Below are 18,947 nucleotides of genomic sequence, written 5' to 3'. Positions count from 1 at the left end.
GTCTTGAGCGCCGAAACGCCGATGATCGACCCCTTCGGCCGGGCGATCACTTACTTACGCGTCTCGGTGACGGACCGTTGCGATTTCCGCTGCACCTATTGCATGGCGGAAAACATGACCTTCCTGCCGAAGAAGGACCTGCTTTCGCTCGAAGAGCTCGACCGGCTCTGCACCGTCTTCATCGAGAAGGGCGTGCGCAAATTGCGGTTGACCGGCGGTGAGCCGCTGGTCCGCAAGAACATCATGCATCTGATCCGCGAGCTCTCGCGCCACCTTCGCTCCGGCGCGCTCGAAGAGCTGACCCTGACTACCAATGGGTCGCAGCTTGCCCGCCATGCAGCGGAACTTGCCGATTGTGGCGTGAAGCGCATCAATGTCTCGCTCGACACGCTCGATGCCGACAAGTTCCGCACCATCACCCGCTGGGGTGAGCTTGGCCGTGTTCTCGAAGGCATCGACGCCGCCCAGGCCGCCGGGATCAAGGTCAAGATCAATGCCGTGGCGCTGAAAGGCTTCAACGAGCATGAAATCCCGGAGATGATCCGCTGGGCCCATGGCCGCGGCATGGACATGACGCTGATCGAGACAATGCCGATGGGCGAGATCGATCTCGATCGCACCGACCAGTATCTGCCACTTTCCATGCTGCGCGCCTCGCTCGCCCGAGAATTCACCCTGACGGACATTCCCTATAAGACCGGCGGCCCCGCCCGCTATGTCGAACTCGGCGAAACCGGCGGCAGGCTCGGCTTCATCACGCCGATGACGCATAATTTCTGCGAAAGCTGCAACCGTGTGCGCATCACCTGCACGGGCACGCTCTTCATGTGCCTCGGCCAGGAGGATGCGGCGGATCTGCGTGCACCGCTGCGGGCTTCCGAGGGCAATGAGCTTCTTTCCCAGGTGATCGACGAGGCCATCGGCCGCAAGCCCAAGGGCCACGACTTCGTCATAGACCGCCGCCACAACCGCCCCGCCGTATCGCGCCACATGAGCGTTACCGGCGGTTGATTCCGCGACAACCTGTCCCAGCGGCGGAAAAACTTATCTTTCGCATCCCGCGATGACAAAATTCCGGTCGCGCGGAACCGCGACGCGCGATAAATGGATGATCAACCGGAATCATCATCGTGGCGCTTTCCCCCAACGTCCGCAGCTGTATTTTCATGATGCTCGCCATGGCGAGTTTCACCGTCAACGATTCCATCACCAAATATCTCTCCGAAAGCATGAATACCGGCCAGATCATGCTTTTGCGGGGCCTCCTCGCCACAACGGTAATCCTGCTCATCGCGCGGCAGCGCAGGGCCCTGATCCCGGTGCGCAAGGCGCTGCACCCGATGATCCTGCTGCGCGCCTTCGGCGAGATGGGCGCGACCATCGCCTATCTCGTCGCACTGGCGCACCTGCCTCTGGCTTTCACCTCGGCCGTCTTCCAGTCCGTCCCTCTCGCCGTCACCATGTGCGCCGCCCTGTTCCTCAAGGAGCAGGTCGGCTGGCGGCGCTGGCTGGCGATCACCATCGGCTTTGTCGGCGTCCTGATCATAGTGCGTCCGGGCACCGACGGCATAAGCCCCTATGCCCTTCTGCTTCTGGCAGGCGTCGCCTTCACCGCCTGCCGCGACCTGGCGACCAGGCGCGTGCCGGATGTCATCCCGACGCTGATGATTTCTGCGCTTACCTCTTTTGCCGTCACCCTGACCGGCGCGGCGCTAGTCGTTCCCATGGGAGGCTGGTCGCCGGTCGGCTGGAGTGAAATAGGTCTTCTCGTGATCGCCTCCCTTCTCCTGCTGATCGGCTATCATTTCATCATACTGGCGATGCGCGAGGGCGAAATCTCCTTCGTCTCTCCGTTCCGCTATACTAGCCTGCTGTGGTCGATCCTGCTCGGTTTCGTGATCTTCGGCGATATTCCCGGTCTGCCGACGATCATCGGTTCGGCCATCGTGGTCCTGAGCGGCATCTACACGCTCTATCGCGAAAGCGTCGTCGCCCGCCGCGGCCGGGTTGCATCTTCGGCGGTCAAGCTGCCTGATGAAGCTGCGGCGGCGGCCAGGGTGGAATAGGATGATGATCGAAAATGCCGCTCACGAACTGCTGGGAGTGATCCTCGCCGGGGGACGTTCGCAGCGCATGGGTGGCGACGACAAAGGCCTCCTGACGCTCGGCAAAAAGCCACTGATTGCCCATGTCATCGAAAAACTGCGCCCGCAGCTCCCTCTTCTGGTCATCAACGCCAATGGCGATCCCGCACGCTTCGCCCAATTCGCCCTGCCTGTCGTTGAGGACCGCATCACCGGCTATCACGGCCCCCTCGCCGGCCTGCAGGCTGCGATGCGCCATGCCCTTGATATGGATGAGGACGCAAGGCCCACCCATATCGTCACCGTTGCCGCCGACACCCCCTTCTTTCCCGCCGATCTGGTCTCCCGCCTCAAGGAGGCGCAGCGGGAAGAAGAAGCCGATATCGCCATGGCGGCGTCAGGCGGCAATCTCCATCCCGTTTTCGGGCTTTGGCCCGTCGCGCTCGAACCCGATCTCGCCGATTGGCTTGTCAGCGGCGAAAAGCCGAGGGTCAGCGCCTGGGCGAAACGGCATGCCGTCGCCGAGGTGCATTTCGATCCGCTGAAGACGGCGGACGGGCTGACCGTCGATCCTTTCTTCAACATCAATACGCGCGATGACCTTGCGCAAGCCGAGGAATTGCTGAAAAAACTTCACTCATGAGCAAACGCGTTTTCGGCATCACCGGCTGGAAGAATTCCGGCAAGACGACCCTGACCGTGCGCCTCGTCGAGGAACTGACGCGGCGCGGCTGGCGCGTCTCCACCATCAAGCACGCCCATCATGATTTCGACATCGACCATGAGGGCACCGACTCCTTCCGCCACCGCAAGGCCGGCGCCGGCGAGGTCGCCATCGTCTCCAATCGCCGCTGGGCGCTGATGCATGAGCTGCAGGATGAAAACGAACCCTCGCTGGACGAAATCATCGAGCGGCTCGCTCCCTGCGACCTGGTCCTCGTGGAAGGCTACAAGCGCGAACCCCACAAGAAGATCGAGGCGCGCAGGACGGAGGGCCGCAAGGGCGATCGACTTTCGGCAAGTGATCCGAATATCCTCGCCATCGCCAGCGACCATCCCGTTTCGGGTGAAACCATTCCCGTTTTCGATCTCGACGACATCGCGCGAACCGCCGATTTCATCGAGATGCAATCCGGCCTGCGCTGAACGCCAATTTTCGTGAAAATTGCAGGTTTCAGGGATGCCACGCAATAAAGTTGCGACGATTTGCCATGGATTTTGCATTATCACTCGCTTGCAACAGCCCGCTATTACCTGTTGCTTTTACAATGAAAAAAATGGGAATATTCCTTCCCAGGCGCGGGTGACCGCGACCTTCGCCCGAAGGCTGAACCAAAAAAATGGACGGGGAACAGCCGGGCTTTAACAGAAGAGGTATGACATGCGTATCATGAAGCGTTTCGCTCTTGCAGCGTCCGCGACCGCCCTTGCTTTGACGATGGGCGCGGTTGCGATGGACAACGCCCAGGCTCAGGAGAAGCTGAAACTCACCATCGCCTCCGAGGGCGCGTACCCGCCCTTCAACACGCTGACCCCCGATGGCAAGCTCGAAGGCTTCGACATCGATATCGCCAAGGCGCTGTGCGAGGAAATGAAGGCGGAGTGCACCTTCGTCGCCCAGGAATGGGACGGCGCCATTCCTGCGCTGCAGGCCGGCAAGTTCGACGCTTATATCGCCTCGATGTCGATCACCGAAGAGCGTCAGAAGCAGGTCGACTTCTCCAATAAATATTATAACACGCCGCCCGCTATCGCCGCGCCCAAGGATACCGACATCAAGGGCGTGACCAAGGAAGACCTCGCCGGCAAGACCATCGGCGTGCAGGGCTCGACCACCCACGCCAACTACTCTGAACAGACCTATACGGACAGTGAGATCAAGTCCTATCCGACCGCCGACGAATATCGTCTCGACCTCGCCAATGGCCGCCTCGACGCCGCCAATGACGACATCGTCACGCTTCAGGAGTGGCTGAATACCGATGCCGGCGCCTGCTGCAAGATCGTCGGCACGATCACTCCGGTGATCGAGATCCACGGCCCCGGCGCCGGTGTCGCCATCAAGAAGGGACGCCCCGAACTGGTGGAGAAGTTCAACGAGGCGATTGCCGCCATTCGCGCCAACGGCAAGTACAAGGAAATCAACGACAAGTACTTCGATTTCGACGCTTACGGCGGCGAGAGCTGATCGGACGATTGCCGATACTCGAGTGAAAGGGAGACGGCGGAAAGGATTTCCGCCGTTTTTCCAAAACAAGAAGAAAAGATCAGGGACGACCGATCAGGCTATCGGCGATCCCGAAGAGGGACAGGCGAATGGAGCATTACGCGGCGCTTCTGAGCTTCGGCGAAGGAGGCTGGGGAAAGAGCATAGCCAGCGGCGTGCTCATCACCGTATCACTCGCGCTAGCGACATTGCCTTTCGGCTTGCTGGCCGGATTCTTCGTCGCCCTGGGCAAGCAATCCAAGGAGCCGTCCTTGAGGCTTGCCGCCAATATCTACACCACCATATTCCGCGGACTGCCTGAGCTGCTGACGCTCTTCCTGGTCTATTTCGGCGCGCAGATCGGCCTTCAGAAGGCCATTGCGATGCTCGGCATCAATGCAACGGTCGAGATCAACTCCTACGCCGCCGGCATGCTGGCGCTGGGCGTGGTCTTCTCCTCCTACGCGAGCGAGGTTTTCCTGTCGGCTTTCCGCGCCATTCCCGTCGGGCAGTACGAGGCCGGCTATGCCATCGGCCTCTCGAACTGGCTGACCATGCGCAAGATCGTCCTGCCGCAACTGATCCGCATTGCGCTGCCGGGTCTCGCCAACCTCTGGATGGTCCTTCTGAAGGACACCTCGCTCATATCGGTCATCGGCCTTTCCGACATCCTGCGCCAGACCGGCGTGGCGGCGCGCGTGACCAAGGAAGCCTTCCTGTTCTTCGGCACTGCCTGCCTGCTCTACCTGATCCTCGCCATCATCTCGTCCTTCTTCATCACCCGCATAGAGAACTGGGCGTACCAAAGCCAGAATATGGGCAAGGAGCGCGCCTGATGCCGACTGGACGCACCACCGCCGAAGCCATGCTTCCCCCGCCCGCTCTGCCCCGCCCATGGACGGCAAAGCGTGTGGCGGGCTACGTCATCGTCGCCATCTGGCTGGCGTTTTTCACCGGCCTCGCCATCTATCTCTACGATGCCTGGCGCATCGACCTTTTCGAGACCTATGGCCCCCGCTACTGGTCGGGCTTGAAGACGACGCTGGCGCTTGTTTCCATCTCGGTCCTGCTTGGCGCCGTCGTTTCAATACCGGTCGCCGCGGGCCGCATGTCGAAGAACCGCATCTTCCGCGGGCTCGCATATGCCTATGTCTATTTTTTCCGGGGCACGCCGCTGCTCGCACAGACCTTCCTGATCTATTACGGCTTCGGCTCCTTCCGCCCCTTCCTGCAGGAATGGGGGTTGTGGGTATTTTTCCGCGACGCCTGGAATTGCGCCATATTTGCCTTCACGCTCAACACCGCCGCCTACCAGGCGGAAATCCTGCGCGGCGCCATCAAGAGCGTGCCCATCGGCCAGTGGGAAGGCGCCGCCGCCCTCGGCCTTTCCAAGCTGGTGATATTCTGGAAGATCATCATGCCGCAGGCCCTGATCGTGGCGCTCCGCCCCTACGGCAACGAGATCATCCTGCTGCTCAAGAGCTCGGCCCTCGTCGCCATCATCACCGTCTATGACCTGATGGGCGAGACGCGCCGCGCCTATGCACGAACATTTGATTTCCAGACCTATCTCTGGGCGGCTGTAATCTACCTCGTGATCGTGGAAATGCTGCGCAATGTCTGGGATCGGATAGAACGACGTCTTACGCGCCATCTCATCCGCTAAACAATCAGGAAACCGCATATGCTGAAAATCTGGGGTAGGCCCAACTCGACCAATGTAAAGAAGGCACTTTGGGCGGCGGCCGAGCTGGACCTGGAATACGAACACATCATCGCCGGCGGCGCACATGGCATCGTCGATACGCCGGAGTTCCGCGCGCTCAACCCCAACGGACTTGTGCCGGTGATCGAGGATGACGGTTTCATTCTCTGGGAATCCAACGCCATCGCCCGCTATCTCGCCGCGAAATACGGCGTGGGCAAGCTTTGGATCGACGATGCGGCCAGGCGCGCCGATGCGGAAAAATGGATGGACTGGGCAAGCACGACCCTCGCCAGCCCCTTCGTCGACATCATATGGCATACGGTCAGGCTGCCCGAGGACAAGCGCGATCCGGCGATCAAGGCCCGCGGCGTGACTGCGTTCGCCAAGGCTCTCGAAGTGCCGGAAAAGGCGCTCTCCGGCCAGCCATGGCTTTCCGGCGCCGAGTTCGGCATCGGCGACATACCGCTCGGCGTGTTCGTCTATGCCTGGATGGAGCTTCCGATCGACCGCCCCGAGTTTCCCCATCTCACCGCCTGGTACAAGCGGTTGCAGGAGCGCCCCGCCTATGCCAGGAGCGTGATGACGCCGCTGACGTAAGAGCGTTCAATTTCAGGTCGAAGGCGCTTCTATTTATAGAGCATGGTGCCGACAAATACGAAGCCTGTTTTCGGTTTGGGACGTTCCGGAATGGATCCTCGGGTCAAGCCCGAGGATCCATTCCGGAACATTGCCATTCCACCAGCGGTCAAGACATTAAGACTGCTGATTTCAGCGTCCGCGATTCATTAAGACAGGCCCCTCCAAACAACGCCCATCACTCCCGCGGCAACAGCCGCCACGTTCCGAGCAATCCGTCCTGATAGGCTGCTTCCGACACGGGAACGGCGATCGCCTCGATCCGGCCCCAGCGTTCCGCCATGTCGCGATAATGCGGCGACAGCGCATTGCCCGACTGGCCGGTCGTCTGGATATAGGTCGACCGGTCGAGATTGCTCAGATCGAATATGCCGCGATAGCTGGTGCCATGCGTCGCCCGGTAAGGATTGTCCTCGTCGTTCCAGTTCGGCGTGCCGCGATCGAGCGTGTAGGAGCCGCCGGACGCCGGCTCGTTGACGTCGAATATCAGGTCGAGCGGCTTGACCCGCGCGAAGGGTCGGTGCGCGCCATAGGCATAGTGCAGTGTGCCCCAATTCCACGTCTCCCGGTCTGAGCCGAGGCGCTGTTCGAGATCGGAGAGGGCGTCCTCCAAGGCAAGCGCCAGCACGTCGCCGCAGCTTTCGCGCTCCGCCGTGCGCCTGTCGTCGCACCAGTCGCGCGCGGGATGGGGCGACAGCCAGCGCAGCATCGCGTTGGCTCTTGCCCGCCAGAACCCGGGGAAGGCATCGCCGAGATCGTCCGAGATGATGCGCTTGGTGGCAAAGCGCAGCCAAGCCTCGAAGATCAGCGGCTCACCCCGTGTCTTGTCCTGCCGGTAGTCCCAGCGCCTCAGCGCCATGACATCCTCGCTGTTCACGTCGTTGCGCCCCTCGATGAGATCGAGCATGACCGGGCCCAGCGCGGCATAGGCCGGCGAATAATCGTCTCCCTGCGCCTGCCGGTTGGTTTCCATCGTCTGCTTTACGCTGCTGCCGAGCACCAGCGTGGCGATACGGTCGCGCCGCCACTCCTCGTCCCAGTCGAAGGTCAGGAAGGGCGCATAGCTAGCATTGACGATCTTGCTGTTGGCCGTGCCGATGGCTCCGCGTGGGGGATTATACTGGCGCGGAAGCGCCTCATAGGGGATATAGCCCTTCCAGTCATAGGTCGCATCCCAGCCGGGCACGGGTGCCCGCCCCATGATCTTGTTGGCGGGATCGCGCACTGGTACGCGGCCCGGCGCGATCAGTCCGATATTGCCATCGACATCCGCCACCACCATCGACTGCATCGGCGTCACGAAATCATGCATGCCATCGAGAAATTCCGAAACCGATTGGAAATCCCACAGCCGAAAGCCGGCCGACATCGTGGTATCGTCACGGGCGAGCGCCGTCCATTGCAGCGCCGGGACGGTTCCGCTGGGCAGATAGCGCTGAAGTCCGCGATAGCTCGCCGGCAGCACGGGGCCGTGGCGGGTGGCGCGGCGCTCGAAGGTCAGGTCCCGCCCGTCCTTCACGCGGATCGTTTCCACCCGCTTTTCGAAGGGCCTGTAGCCATCGGGCGTCAGATATTCATCGGGATTTGCCGGATTAATCCGCTCCACGAAAATGTCCTGCGTATCGGCTGCCGTGTTGGTGAAGCCCCAGGCAACGCGATCATTGCGCCCGAGGAAGACCAGCGGCGTTCCCGGCAGGGTGACGCCGACGAGATTGCGCGCGTCGCCATCCCGCCCCTTCACCTGGAGATGCACCAGGTACCAGAGCGAGGGCGCGGAAAAGTCCAGATGCGGATCATTGGCCAGGATGGGCTTGCCGGTCTCGGTCTTTTCTCCCGCAAGCACCCAATTGTTCGATGCGCCCTGCCCCATCATGCGGTCGAGCGCGGCGAAACGCTGCTCGGCCGGTCGAGCCGCACTGATCGGCCCGCTCTCCAGCCCGAGCACGGTCTTGAGATCCGGCAGGGGCGGCGGCGCGTCCTCCTTGAGCGGCGGCAGAAGGTCGTTGATTTCCGCGTCCGTCATCCCGAGACGCGCGAATTTGAGCCGCTCCATCTCCTCCGCGATATTGGCGCCGAGCGTTATCGACATCATCTTGACGGCGGCCACCACATCCGTGGTCCGCCATGGTTCCGGCCTGCGGTTAAGCAGAACGAATTCGGGCGAGAATTTCGAGGCGAACGGCCGGTCGTTCTGCTCGAGAAACGCGTTGACGCCGCGCGCATAGGCTTCGATCACCCCGCGGTCCTTCTCATTGAGCGCATCGAAGGAAGCGGCCGCCGCGCCATAGGTATCGAGCGTACGCAGGAACATATCGGTGGCGATCGTCGGCTCGCCGAAGACTTCCGAGAGCCGTCCCTGCGCGGCCATGCGCGCCACCTCCATCTGCCAGAGCCGCTCCTGCGCGTGGACGAAGCCCAGCGCCATGGCCACATCTTCCAGCGATGCGCCTGATATATGCGGCACAGCGTTTCGGTCACGCACCACCGTCACCGGCGCGGTGAGGCCCGCCAGTTGCGCTTCGCCGCTTGCTGGCGCGACCGACCGGGCGATCCAGATATAGATGATGACGATTGCGAGCAATGCGAGCGGAAGAAGGGAAAACACAAGCCACAAAAGGCCTTTGATGATCCGCCGCATTGGCCTAATTTCCCTCTCCAGATTATGGACTCGCAGGCGCTGAACAGCGCTCCCCACACTATTGAAGAGGAATTAGACGATGGCAACAGTGGCATTCATTGGTCTCGGCGTCATGGGATATCCGATGGCGGGCCACCTCAAGACGCGCGGCGGGCATGATGTCACGGTTTATAACCGGACGGAAGCCAAGGCGAAAAAGTGGGCGGAGCAATTCGAAGGCAAGCACGCCGCGACCCCGGCGGAGACCGCCAAGGACAAGGATTTCGTCTTTTCATGCGTCGGCAATGACGATGATTTGCGCTCGGTCACCATTGGCGAGAACGGCGCCTTCGCCACCATGAAGAAGGGCGCGATCTTCATCGACAACACCACCGCCTCGGCGGAAGTCGCCCGCGAACTGGCGGTGGAGGCCGAAAGGCGCGGCTTCCATTTCCTCGACGCGCCGGTCTCCGGCGGGCAGGCAGGGGCTGAGAACGGCGTGCTGACGGTCATGGTCGGCGGCGATGAGAAGGTCTTCGAGTGCGCCCAGCCTGTCATCGAGGGCTATGCACGCGCCGTCGGCCTGATGGGTCCCGTCGGCGCCGGCCAGTTGACCAAGATGGTCAACCAGATCTGCATCGCCGGCCTGGTCCAGGGGCTCGCCGAAGGCATCCATTTCGGCAAAAAGGCCGGCCTCGACATCGAAAAGGTGATCGAGGTCATCTCCAAGGGGGCTGCCGGCTCCTGGCAGATGGAGAACCGTTATAAGACGATGAATGCTGGAAAATATGATTTCGGCTTCGCAGTGGACTGGATGCGCAAGGATCTCGGCATCTGCCTCGAAGAGGCCGACCGAAACGGCGCGCTGCTGCCGGTAACCGCCCTCGTCGACCAGTTCTACAAGGAAGTGCAGAAGCTCGGCGGCAACCGCTGGGATACCTCCTCGCTCCTCGCACGCCTCGAAAAATGATCGGGCCGTCGTCGAGTGCCACAGACCTGATCGCGCATCTGAAGACCCTTCGCTCGGAAGAGAACATCGCCGGCATGGGGCGCTTCGGCATCGTCACGGAAACGGCGCTCGGCATCTCCAATCCCGACATGCAGAAGATCGCCCGGCTCGTAGAACGCAATCACGGGCGGGCGCTCGAGCTATGGCGAAGCGGCATCCGCGAGGCACGGATGCTGGCGATCTTTACCGCCGAGCCGAAGCGGCTGACGATCGGGGAGGCTCGCGCCTGGGCGGCCGATTTCAATTCCTGGGAGATCGTCGACGCTGCCGCAGACCTCTTCGTCGAGGCGCAGCTGGAACAGGAGCTTATCCCGGCCCTCGCCGCTGACGAGCGGGAGTTCGTCCGCCGCTCCGCTTTCGCGATAATCGCCGGCGCCGCCGTGCATCTCAAGAAGGAACCGGATGAAACGATCCTCGCCTGGCTACCGTTGATCGAGACCCATGCGAGAGACCCGCGCAATTTCGTCAAAAAGGCCGTGAACTGGGCGCTGCGCAACATCGGCAAGCGTAACCGCGCCTGCCATGCACCGGCGCTCACGCTCGCCCAGCGCCTGGCGGAACAGGCCGACAAGACCGCCCGCTGGATCGGCAAAGATGCTGTGAAAGAACTCGAATCGCCCAAAATATTGGAACGGCTTGCGGCGAAGGCGTGACTGCTCTTACGCAGCGGCGCGCGGCCGCTTCGCTGGTCGCGGCTTCGGCTTGATCGCCGGCATCGCCTCCATGACACGCGAGGCCGGGAAGATGGCGAGCCCTTCCGTGCCCTCGCGCAATTTCGAATAAAGCCGGAATTCGCCGCCATGCATCGCCATCAGCGCCTGCACGATAGGCAGCCCAAGGCCCGTGCCCTGCTCGGCACTCTTGATGGCGATGCTGCCCTGCCCGAAAGCCGACAGCACCACCGGGATTTCCTCCTGTGGAATGCCCGGCCCGTTGTCGCGAATGGAGATATATTGCCCGCCGCCCGCGGTCCATCCGACCTTGATCTGGATCTCGCCATTGGCCGGCGTGAATTTCACCGCGTTCGAAAGCAGGTTCAGCACCACTTGCCGGACGGAGCGGACATCAGCCCACAGGAACGGCAGGTCCTGTTCGAAATGCTCCGTCAGCTTGATGTTCTTCTTCTGCAGCTTGATCTGCATCAGGTGGATGCTTTCACCAACCACATCCACCAGCCGTGTCGGTTCCTCGTTCAAGGTATAGCGCCCCGCTTCCACGCGGCTCAGATCGAGGATTTCATTGATCAGGTTCAGGAGATGCTGGCCCGATGTATGGATGTCGCGCGCATAATCCTTGTAGGTCTCGTTGCCCATCCGCCCCAGGACTTCCTTCGACATCACCTCGGAAAATCCCAGGATCGCGTTGAGCGGCGTGCGCAACTCGTGGCTCATCGAGGCGAGAAACCGCGATTTGGCGAGATTTGCCTCCTCGGCACGCCGCCGCGCTTCGTCCGACATGGCGTTGGCCGTCTCGAGCTCGGCTATCAGCGAATCCTTTTCGCTCTGGAAAGCCAGTGCCATGCGCGCCGATCGGTTGAAATGGGTCGCGATGTAGGTGAAGAAGACGAGCGCCGCCACCAGCATCACCACCATCGTGCCATGGAAGGTCGGCGGCAGCTCCGTCCTGGCCGTCAGGCTGTAGGCAACGATCGGCAGAGCGAAGGCGGCAATGGTCGCCCCGCGCAAAGCCGAACAGATGATCGCGGTGGCCGCCATCGCCACCAGGAGCACCAGCGCCTGCGCAAAGGGAAAGAAGGCGACATCGCACGCCCCGCAGCGGATCGTGGCGAAATAGGCCCAGCCGATACCTGTTATTGCATGGCCGGCAAAGAAGATATTCTTCCAGTGCTCGATATCGATCTGGTCCGCCGGCGTCTGGCTGAATTTGCGGGTCGCCAGCGCCAGGATCCCATAGCATCCGATGGTCAGCAGCGCCCAGATGACCATCTGCCGTCCGAGACCGATCAGGAAGCCGGAAAAAGCCACGATCAGCACGAGAACCCCGACGGAGACGGCGCCGGCCGCCAGCGCGCGGGCATACATCAGCAATATTTCATATTCGTAATTGGCTTGTCCGGCCTTCTCCAGCAGCCGGTCGCGGGTCTTGCGCACCGCTTTCGCCAACTCGGCGTTGCGCGAGACGCGACGGCGATCGACGATATTCTTGTCGGCAAGCGTGGACCAAGACGGCATATCAGCAGTTTCCGCGCTAGATTCCACAGCCTGAGATTGAAGCCCTAAGATTACCCATGCCGAGGAGAATATGGAGCAATGATTAAAAGAACCTCAAGTTTAACGTTAGAATAAATATTTAAACTGTAATGATTTCCTGCCATCGCTGGTCGAAATGGATAAAATGAGAAACGCGCGGAAGGTCTTCAGGCGCAGATATGGAAGCCGCGGATGGTATCGCCGGAGGCCGGCCCCGCCGCGATCGCCACTGCGCCGCGTTTTCGACTGGCTGCTGACGATCGCCTTCTTCATCCTCCTCGCGCTCATCGTCGCGCGGCTCAATACGCCCCTTCCCGGTCGCGGTCCGCCAGCGGGGCCTGCCTATGTCATCGATGGGGACACGCTGATCATCGACGGCCGGCATATCCGCCTGCAGGGGATCGATGCGCCGGAGATGAAGCAGATATGCCGAAGACAGGAGCGCGATTATGATTGCGGCGTGGAAGCCCGCAATGAGATGAAGAAACTGATCGGCGGACGCGCTGTGCGATGTTCCGCCTCGCGCAACGACAGGTACAACCGGCTCCTCGGCGATTGCCGGGTGGGCGAGCTTGATCTCAACCGCGCGATGGTGGAGACGGGCTGGGCGGTCGCCTATGGCCACTATGCCAGCGAGGAAGCAGTGGCCCGCAGGGAACGGCGCGGCATCTGGGCCGGAAGTTTCGAGCGCCCGCAGGATTGGCGGAGGGAGCATGAAGCCCTGCAGGAAACGCCGCATAAAGGTCCCTCACCCCTCGAAACGGCCATGGAAAATCTCTATCTCTGGCTGAACAAGCTGGTATCGACCCTGTATGATCAGGTGCAAAAGAATAACGCTCCCTGAGGACGGACAAGCCAGCGACCCAGAGCCTGAGCGGACAAAAATGCATGAAAAAGACACGGCCACGCTGTTGGCCGAAATCGCGCAATGCCGCGTCTGCCGGGATGCCCCGCGTCACGGAAAGCCGCTCCCGCACGAGCCCAGCCCCGTCTGCGTGATGTCGCGAACGGCGCGCATAGCCATCTGCGGCCAGGCGCCGGGCATCCGCGTGCACAATACCGGCCTGCCCTTCAACGACCCCTCGGGTGATCGCCTCAGGCAATGGCTTGATGTGACACGGGATGAGTTCTACGATCCCGCCCGCTTCGCCATCATTCCGATGGGCTTCTGCTTTCCGGGCTACGACGCCCATGGCAGCGATCTGCCGCCGCGCCGCGAATGCCGGGAATTGTGGCACGGCCGCATCTTTGCCGGCATGCCGCAGATCGAGCTGGTCATCGCCATCGGGCAATATGCGCAGGCCTATCACATGGGCAACCGCCGCAAGGCCTCGATGACCGAGACCGTTCTCGACTGGCGCTCGGCGCTCGAAACGCCGACGGAGAACGGACGCCGCGTTCTGCCCATGCCGCATCCTTCATGGCGCAACAGCGGCTGGCTGAAGCGCAATCCGTGGTTTGAGCGCGAACTCATCCCGGAACTCCGACATCTTGTCCGAGAACTCACGAATGATGGAAAATAATTTCCTTTATATTGCTCATATGTAGAAAGGCTTTCTTGAATCCATTAGCATTCTTGCTGCATAAGGTATTCTATTTTTCATAAGAGGCCATGCCATGGACAGACTGGATCGGAAAATTCTGCGGCTCCTGCAGGAGGATGCCACGCTTGCGGTTGCCGACGTCGCCAAGAAGGTGGGGCTTTCAACGACACCCTGCTGGCGCCGCATCCAGAAACTGGAAGAGGATGGCGTCATCAAGCGCCGGGTGGCGATCCTCGATCCGGTGCGGGTCAACGCGCGGGTGACGGTCTTCGTCGCCATCCGCACCAGCTCCCATAGCCATGAATGGCTCAAGCGCTTTTCGGAAGTGGTGCAGGAGTTCCCCGAGGTCGTGGAATTCTACCGCATGAGCGGCGATATCGACTATCTCGTGCGCGTTGTCGTTCCCGACATCGCGGCTTACGATTCCTTCTATAAGCGCCTCATCGCCAAGATAGACATACGCGACGTATCTTCCTCCTTCGCCATGGAGCAGATCAAATACACGACGGAACTGCCGCTCGATTACATGACGCTGGATAAGGAACCGGCGTAACGAGGCGCTTCTTCCTCGTCTGGCTTGCCGGCCATGATGCCGAAACCGTGAAGCGGTTTCTCGTTGGACCGCTCCGGAATGGATCCTCGGGTCAAGCCCGAGGATCCATTCCGGAACATTGCCACTCCATCTCCAGGGAGATAGCCCGTAGACCAGACCGGGTGCCAACGCCGCTCTACCTGCCTAAGCCCAATCTCAATTCACCTTACCACTCACGCCCGCCTGCTCGAAGGTGGCCATCCCTGCGTGGCACAAGGCTGCCGCCTTGACAATGCCGGCGGCGAGCGCCGCGCCCGTTCCTTCGCCGAGCCGCATGCCGAGGTCGAGCAGCGGCTTCTTGCCGAGCTTCTCCAGCACCTTGCGGTGACCGGGCTCAGCCGAGACATGGCCGAACAGGCAATGGTCGATCGCCGCCGGATTGGCCGCATGCAGGACCGCCGCGGCTGATGTCGCGACATAACCGTCGACGATCACCGGAACCTTCTCCATCCGCGCGGCGAGAATGGCGCCAGCCATCGCGGCGATCTCGCGTCCGCCGAGACGGCGCAGGAGCTCCAGCGGATCCTTCAGGTGACCACGATGGAGTTCGATCGCCCTCTGCACCGCCGCCACCTTGCGCCGCAGGCCTTCGCTGTCCGCACCGGTACCCGGCCCAACCCATTCCTGGGCCGTTCCGCCGTAAAGGCCGTGGCAGATCGCCGCCGCGATCGTCGTGTTGCCAATGCCCATCTCGCCGATGCAGAGCAGGTCCGTGCCGCCGGCGATCGCCTCCATGCCAAAGGCCATGGTCGCAGCACAGGTCTTCTCGTCCATCGCCGCTTCCTCGGTGATGTCGCCGGTCGGATATTCCAGCGCCAGATCGAACACCTTGAGGCCGAGATCGTTGGCGATGCAGAGCTGGTTGATCGCCGCGCCACCGGCCGCGAAATTTTCCACCATCTGCGCCGTCACGCTTGAGGGATAGGGCGAAACGCCCTTGGCGGTGACGCCGTGATTACCCGCGAAGACGGCGACGAGCGGCCGCGTCACCTGCGGCTTGGCCTTCCCCGTCCATGCGGCGAGCCAGACGGCGATTTCCTCAAGCCGCCCAAGCGAGCCCGCCGGCTTCGTCAACACCGCGTCACGCTCGCGCACCGCCTGGGCGGCCCTTTCGTCCGGCCCCGGAAGGTTGCGGATCAGTTCGCGGAAATCGTCGAAAGGCAGGCCGGTCGTTGTCACGTCTTGTTATCCTGTCACGCAAGGTTGATGGCAATTGGATCGCGCTAGTCCTATAAGGGCACGCAGCGAAAATTCCAATGACGCTGCCGTTACATCCCGTCGCAGCCACCTCGGACGGGACTTGTGGAAACCGAAGCAAGTCCGAAAATGTGGGAATGGAGAACAGGATCATGAATACAGATGGTCTTCTGGCTGAGATCATGCGCTCGCTCGGCTTTCTGACGCGCCTGCCGATATCCCAGAGCTGGTTTGCGGGCCAAAACGGCTCATTGGCGGAAAACAGCCGGGTTTTCCCGCTGGCCGGCGCGGTGATCGCCCTGCCCGCCGCCTTCGCGCTCATCCTCGCCAGCCTTTTCAATCTGCCGCCCATGGTCACGGGCATGATAGCCATCGCCGTTCTTGCCGCCGTCACCGGCGCCCTGCACGAGGATGGGCTCGCCGATGTGGCCGACGGCTTCTTCGGCGGCGCGACGGAGAAGCAGCGTCTCGAGATCATGAAGGATTCGCGCATCGGCACCTTTGCCGCGCTGGCGCTTATCGTCTCGATCGGCCTGCGCACCCTGCTGCTCGCAGCCATTATCGAGCGCGCGGGCCCGGGCCTTGCCGCCCTCGCCCTGATCGGTACGGAAGCAGCGAGCCGCGCGGTTCTGGTGCAGTTCTGGCACATGCTTCCCTCGGCAAGGCCGGGCGGGCTGGCCGACGGCGCGGGCTCGCCCGACGGCACCGCCGCCTTTACAGCTCTTCTCGCCGGGTTCCTCATCCTGATCGTCACCTATGTGCCGGCAGGCGGCATCGGCGGGCTGCTGATTGCCGGCCTGCTTTGCGCCGCCGCCACCTTCGGTTTCGCCAATCTCTGCACGCTCAAGATCGGCGGCCAGACCGGCGATGCGCTGGGCGCGGTCCAGCAGATCGCCGCGGTGGCGCTTCTGACAGGTCTTGTCATGATGGTCTGATACGACCACATTGAGGAAAATGGAGAATTTTCCGCTGGACCGCATGATCGAATCTCCCTGCATCCTTGTCTGCTCGATAGACGCCAGGACCGGCTATTGCTTCGGCTGCGGCCGCACGGTCGACGAGATCGCCGCGTGGACGATGATGACGCCGGAGCGCCGCCGCGAAATCTCGATGGAATTGCCTGCACGCCTTGAAACGGTGGAGCGCAAGCCGCGGCGCGAGACCCGCCGGGCACGCATGGCGCGCGAAAGGCTTACACAGGGAGACGACGCATGAACCGCCTTTTCTGGATCATCATCGCGGTTATCGGCGGCGTCGTCCTGCTGCTGATGGCCAACAATGACAGCGGCACCACGCTTGGCGTCGCCAATGACGCCTTCGCCCGCGCAGCCTATCTCGGCATATGGGGCATCGTGATTGCCGCCGCGCTCCTCGGCTCCGGCATCAGGCTCGGTGATTTCGCCCGCAACATCGCCATCTGGGTCGTCATCATTCTCGCCCTCGTCGCCGGCTATCAGTACCGCTATGAACTGCAGGATGTCGCAAGCCGCATAACCGCGGGTCTCGTCCCGGGCAGCCCCATATCGAAGCGGGCGGGCGATGGCAGCCTGACCGTGACGCTCGCCAAGGCCGCCAACGGCCATTTCGAGGTGAACGGCAGGGTCAATGGCGCACGCGTGCCGTTCCTCGTCGATACCGGCGCCTCGATGATCATCCTCTCCAGCGATGATGCAAGGCGCGCGGGTATCGACACCGGCAGCCTTTCCTATTCCGTCCCAATCATGACCGCCAACGGCAGCACCAACGCCGCCTCGGTCCGGCTCGATACGCTGCAGATCGGCGATATCGAGCGCCGCGATATCCGCGCGCTGGTCGCCCAAGACAGCCGCCTGAACGGCAGCCTGCTCGGCATGAATTTCCTCGATACGCTGCGTGGATTTTCCGTCCGCGGCGATGAGCTGGTGCTGTCGGATTAGGGCGGTTCACATGAGTGAAAACCCTGGCGGGACAGCGCCCCCTCTGCCCTGCCGGGCATCTCCCCCGCAAGGGGGGAGATTGGTCGTCATTGATGGCGGCGCTTATCCCGCAATGTTGGCGATTAGCGAAAGCGGAACTGGTACCTAATCTCCCCCTTGCGGGGGAGATGGGCGGCAGCCCAGAGGGGGGCGCCTAGCGATTCCATCAAAACAGGACGCCCTCTATTTATCAGGCCGCCTCAACGGCATTCTCCCCGATTTCCGCGAAGGCCTTGCGGATAACATCGCTGTCGGCATCCGCGCGCGTCGCCTCGGTCGAGAGCAGCTGCCGCCAGCGTCGGGCGCCGGGCATGCCCTGGAAGAGCCCGATCATATGGCGGGTGACATGCGAAAGCCTGCCGCCGGCGGCGATATGCCGGTCGGCATAATCGCACATCGTGTCGATGAGGGTGACGGCATCGACAGGCGCGCGCTCATCGCCGAAAATGCGCCGGTCCGCTTCGATCAGAAGGCCCGGATTATGATAGGCGGCGCGGCCGAGCATGACGCCGTCGACACGGTCGAGATGATCCAGCGCCTCATCGAGCGTCTGAATGCCGCCATTGATGCCGATGAAATGATTCGCATATTCGGCTTTCAGCCGGTAGACGCGGTCATAGTCGAGCGGCGGGATATCCCGGTTCTCCTTCGGCGACAGCCCCTGCAGCCAGGCCTTGCGCGCATGGACCCAGAGCGCATCCGCTCCCGCATCGATCACCTGGCGGGCGAGCGTGTCGAGCGCCACTTCCGGATCCTGATCGTCGACGCCGATCCGGCACTTGACGGTAACGGGAATATCGACCGCGCGCTTCATCGCCGCGACGCATTCCGCGACCAGCTCCGGGCTCTTCATCAGGCAGGCGCCGAAAGTGCCTGATTGCACCCGGTCAGACGGGCAGCCGACATTAAGATTGATCTCGTCATAGCCGAAACCGGCGCCGATCCTTGCGGCTTCCGCCAGTTTCACCGGATCGGAACCGCCGAGCTGCAGCGCGACGGGATGCTCCTCGGCGGAAAAGCCGAGCAGCCGCTCGCGATGGCCGTGGATGGCGGCATCGGCCACCACCATCTCGGTATAGAGAAGCGCATGCCGCGTCATCTGACGATGGAGGAACCGGCAATGCCGGTCCGTCCAATCCATCATCGGCGCAATGGCCAGCCTATATCGCGGATAATTTTCCATCCCGGT

At 62.0% G+C, this 18,947-nt stretch carries 20 protein-coding genes; 16 read left to right on the top strand and 4 right to left on the bottom strand.

Annotated elements, in window-relative coordinates; translation table 11 throughout:
- The first annotated feature begins 21 nt into the window (after positions 1-21).
- The 8 genes from moaA (at position 22) to ATN84_RS15625 (ending at position 6,595) form a co-directional block, all read left to right on the top strand.
- Positions 22-1,011, top strand: coding sequence for a GTP 3',8-cyclase MoaA (gene moaA / locus ATN84_RS15660; protein ID WP_068882702.1), 990 nt, complete (start codon positions 22-24; stop codon positions 1,009-1,011).
- A 155-nt stretch (positions 1,012-1,166) separates the two neighbouring features.
- Positions 1,167-2,066: a DMT family transporter gene (locus ATN84_RS15655; protein ID WP_342027685.1), complete on the top strand. Its 900-nt coding sequence runs from the start codon at positions 1,167-1,169 to the stop codon at positions 2,064-2,066.
- A 1-nt stretch (position 2,067) separates the two neighbouring features.
- Positions 2,068-2,727 (top strand): molybdenum cofactor guanylyltransferase MobA, encoded by a 660-nt coding sequence (gene mobA / locus ATN84_RS15650; RefSeq protein ID WP_068882551.1) that lies wholly within the window; start codon positions 2,068-2,070, stop codon positions 2,725-2,727.
- Positions 2,724-3,230 (top strand): molybdopterin-guanine dinucleotide biosynthesis protein B, encoded by a 507-nt coding sequence (mobB, locus tag ATN84_RS15645; RefSeq protein WP_068882550.1) that lies wholly within the window; start codon positions 2,724-2,726, stop codon positions 3,228-3,230. The genes mobA and mobB overlap by 4 nt, the downstream gene beginning before the upstream one ends.
- Positions 3,231-3,465: 235 nt before the next feature.
- On the top strand, positions 3,466-4,272 hold the full coding sequence (locus ATN84_RS15640) for an ABC transporter substrate-binding protein (RefSeq protein WP_068882549.1): 807 nt from the start codon (positions 3,466-3,468) through the stop codon (positions 4,270-4,272).
- 128 nt (positions 4,273-4,400) lie between these two features.
- Entirely contained in the window at positions 4,401-5,126 is a 726-nt protein-coding gene (locus tag ATN84_RS15635) for an ABC transporter permease (protein WP_068882548.1), read from the top strand.
- Positions 5,126-5,956, top strand: a complete 831-nt coding sequence (locus ATN84_RS15630) for an ABC transporter permease (protein WP_068882547.1) — start codon at positions 5,126-5,128, stop codon at positions 5,954-5,956. Before ATN84_RS15635 ends, ATN84_RS15630 begins: the two co-directional genes overlap by 1 nt.
- Before the next feature lie 18 nt (positions 5,957-5,974).
- Positions 5,975-6,595 (top strand): glutathione S-transferase family protein, encoded by a 621-nt coding sequence (locus tag ATN84_RS15625; protein WP_068882546.1) that lies wholly within the window; start codon positions 5,975-5,977, stop codon positions 6,593-6,595.
- 217 nt (positions 6,596-6,812) lie between these two features.
- Here ATN84_RS15625 and ATN84_RS15620 read toward each other — a convergent pair whose 3' ends face one another.
- Positions 6,813-9,272 carry a penicillin acylase family protein gene (locus ATN84_RS15620; protein ID WP_068882545.1) on the bottom strand — a complete coding sequence of 820 codons (2,460 nt, stop codon included), beginning with the start codon at positions 9,270-9,272 and terminating at the stop codon, positions 6,813-6,815.
- A 79-nt stretch (positions 9,273-9,351) separates the two neighbouring features.
- On the opposite strand from ATN84_RS15620, the gene ATN84_RS15615 reads away from it, so the two are divergent.
- Positions 9,352-10,221, top strand: a complete 870-nt coding sequence (locus ATN84_RS15615) for an NAD(P)-dependent oxidoreductase (RefSeq protein WP_068882544.1) — start codon at positions 9,352-9,354, stop codon at positions 10,219-10,221.
- Positions 10,218-10,913: a DNA alkylation repair protein gene (locus ATN84_RS15610; protein ID WP_068882543.1), complete on the top strand. Its 696-nt coding sequence runs from the start codon at positions 10,218-10,220 to the stop codon at positions 10,911-10,913. The genes ATN84_RS15615 and ATN84_RS15610 overlap by 4 nt, the downstream gene beginning before the upstream one ends.
- A gap of 6 nt (positions 10,914-10,919) precedes the next feature.
- Here the strand turns inward: ATN84_RS15610 and ATN84_RS15605 are convergent, their stop codons facing one another.
- Positions 10,920-12,452, bottom strand: coding sequence for a HAMP domain-containing sensor histidine kinase (locus ATN84_RS15605; RefSeq protein ID WP_068882542.1), 1,533 nt, complete (start codon positions 12,450-12,452; stop codon positions 10,920-10,922).
- Between the two features lie 163 nt (positions 12,453-12,615).
- On the opposite strand from ATN84_RS15605, the gene ATN84_RS15600 reads away from it, so the two are divergent.
- From ATN84_RS15600 to ATN84_RS15590, 3 genes are all read left to right on the top strand, one after another.
- Positions 12,616-13,314 (top strand): thermonuclease family protein, encoded by a 699-nt coding sequence (locus ATN84_RS15600; protein WP_082766313.1) that lies wholly within the window; start codon positions 12,616-12,618, stop codon positions 13,312-13,314.
- Positions 13,315-13,354: 40 nt separating this feature from the next.
- Entirely contained in the window at positions 13,355-13,993 is a 639-nt protein-coding gene (locus tag ATN84_RS15595) for a uracil-DNA glycosylase family protein (protein ID WP_068882541.1), read from the top strand.
- 94 nt (positions 13,994-14,087) lie between these two features.
- Entirely contained in the window at positions 14,088-14,567 is a 480-nt protein-coding gene (locus tag ATN84_RS15590; protein ID WP_068882540.1) for an Lrp/AsnC family transcriptional regulator, read from the top strand.
- A gap of 195 nt (positions 14,568-14,762) precedes the next feature.
- Here the strand turns inward: ATN84_RS15590 and cobT are convergent, their stop codons facing one another.
- A complete protein-coding gene (cobT, locus tag ATN84_RS15585) occupies positions 14,763-15,785 on the bottom strand; it encodes a nicotinate-nucleotide--dimethylbenzimidazole phosphoribosyltransferase (RefSeq protein WP_068882539.1) in 1,023 nt (340 codons plus the stop codon).
- A 170-nt stretch (positions 15,786-15,955) separates the two neighbouring features.
- Here cobT and ATN84_RS15580 point away from each other — a divergent pair, with 170 nt between their 5' ends.
- Genes ATN84_RS15580 through ATN84_RS15570 form a run of 3 tightly spaced genes read left to right on the top strand, consistent with a single transcriptional unit; the run spans position 15,956 to position 17,719 of the window.
- Complete coding sequence (locus ATN84_RS15580; RefSeq protein WP_068882701.1) at positions 15,956-16,738, top strand: adenosylcobinamide-GDP ribazoletransferase; 783 nt, start codon at positions 15,956-15,958, stop codon at positions 16,736-16,738.
- 19 nt (positions 16,739-16,757) lie between these two features.
- Positions 16,758-17,018: a DUF1289 domain-containing protein gene (locus ATN84_RS15575; protein ID WP_153020257.1), complete on the top strand. Its 261-nt coding sequence runs from the start codon at positions 16,758-16,760 to the stop codon at positions 17,016-17,018.
- Complete coding sequence (locus ATN84_RS15570) at positions 17,015-17,719, top strand: TIGR02281 family clan AA aspartic protease (protein WP_068882538.1); 705 nt, start codon at positions 17,015-17,017, stop codon at positions 17,717-17,719. Before ATN84_RS15575 ends, ATN84_RS15570 begins: the two co-directional genes overlap by 4 nt.
- A 229-nt stretch (positions 17,720-17,948) precedes the next feature.
- Here the strand turns inward: ATN84_RS15570 and dusA are convergent, their stop codons facing one another.
- On the bottom strand, positions 17,949-18,941 hold the full coding sequence (dusA, locus tag ATN84_RS15565; protein WP_068882537.1) for a tRNA dihydrouridine(20/20a) synthase DusA: 993 nt from the start codon (positions 18,939-18,941) through the stop codon (positions 17,949-17,951).
- Between the last annotated feature and the right edge of the window lie 6 nt (positions 18,942-18,947).

The sequence above is a fragment of the Paramesorhizobium deserti genome (genome assembly GCF_001558695.1).
Lineage (GTDB): Bacteria > Pseudomonadota > Alphaproteobacteria > Rhizobiales > Rhizobiaceae > Paramesorhizobium > Paramesorhizobium deserti.
The sequence above is the reverse complement of the archived record's forward strand: the minus strand, read 5'-3'. Positions and strand labels throughout refer to the sequence as shown.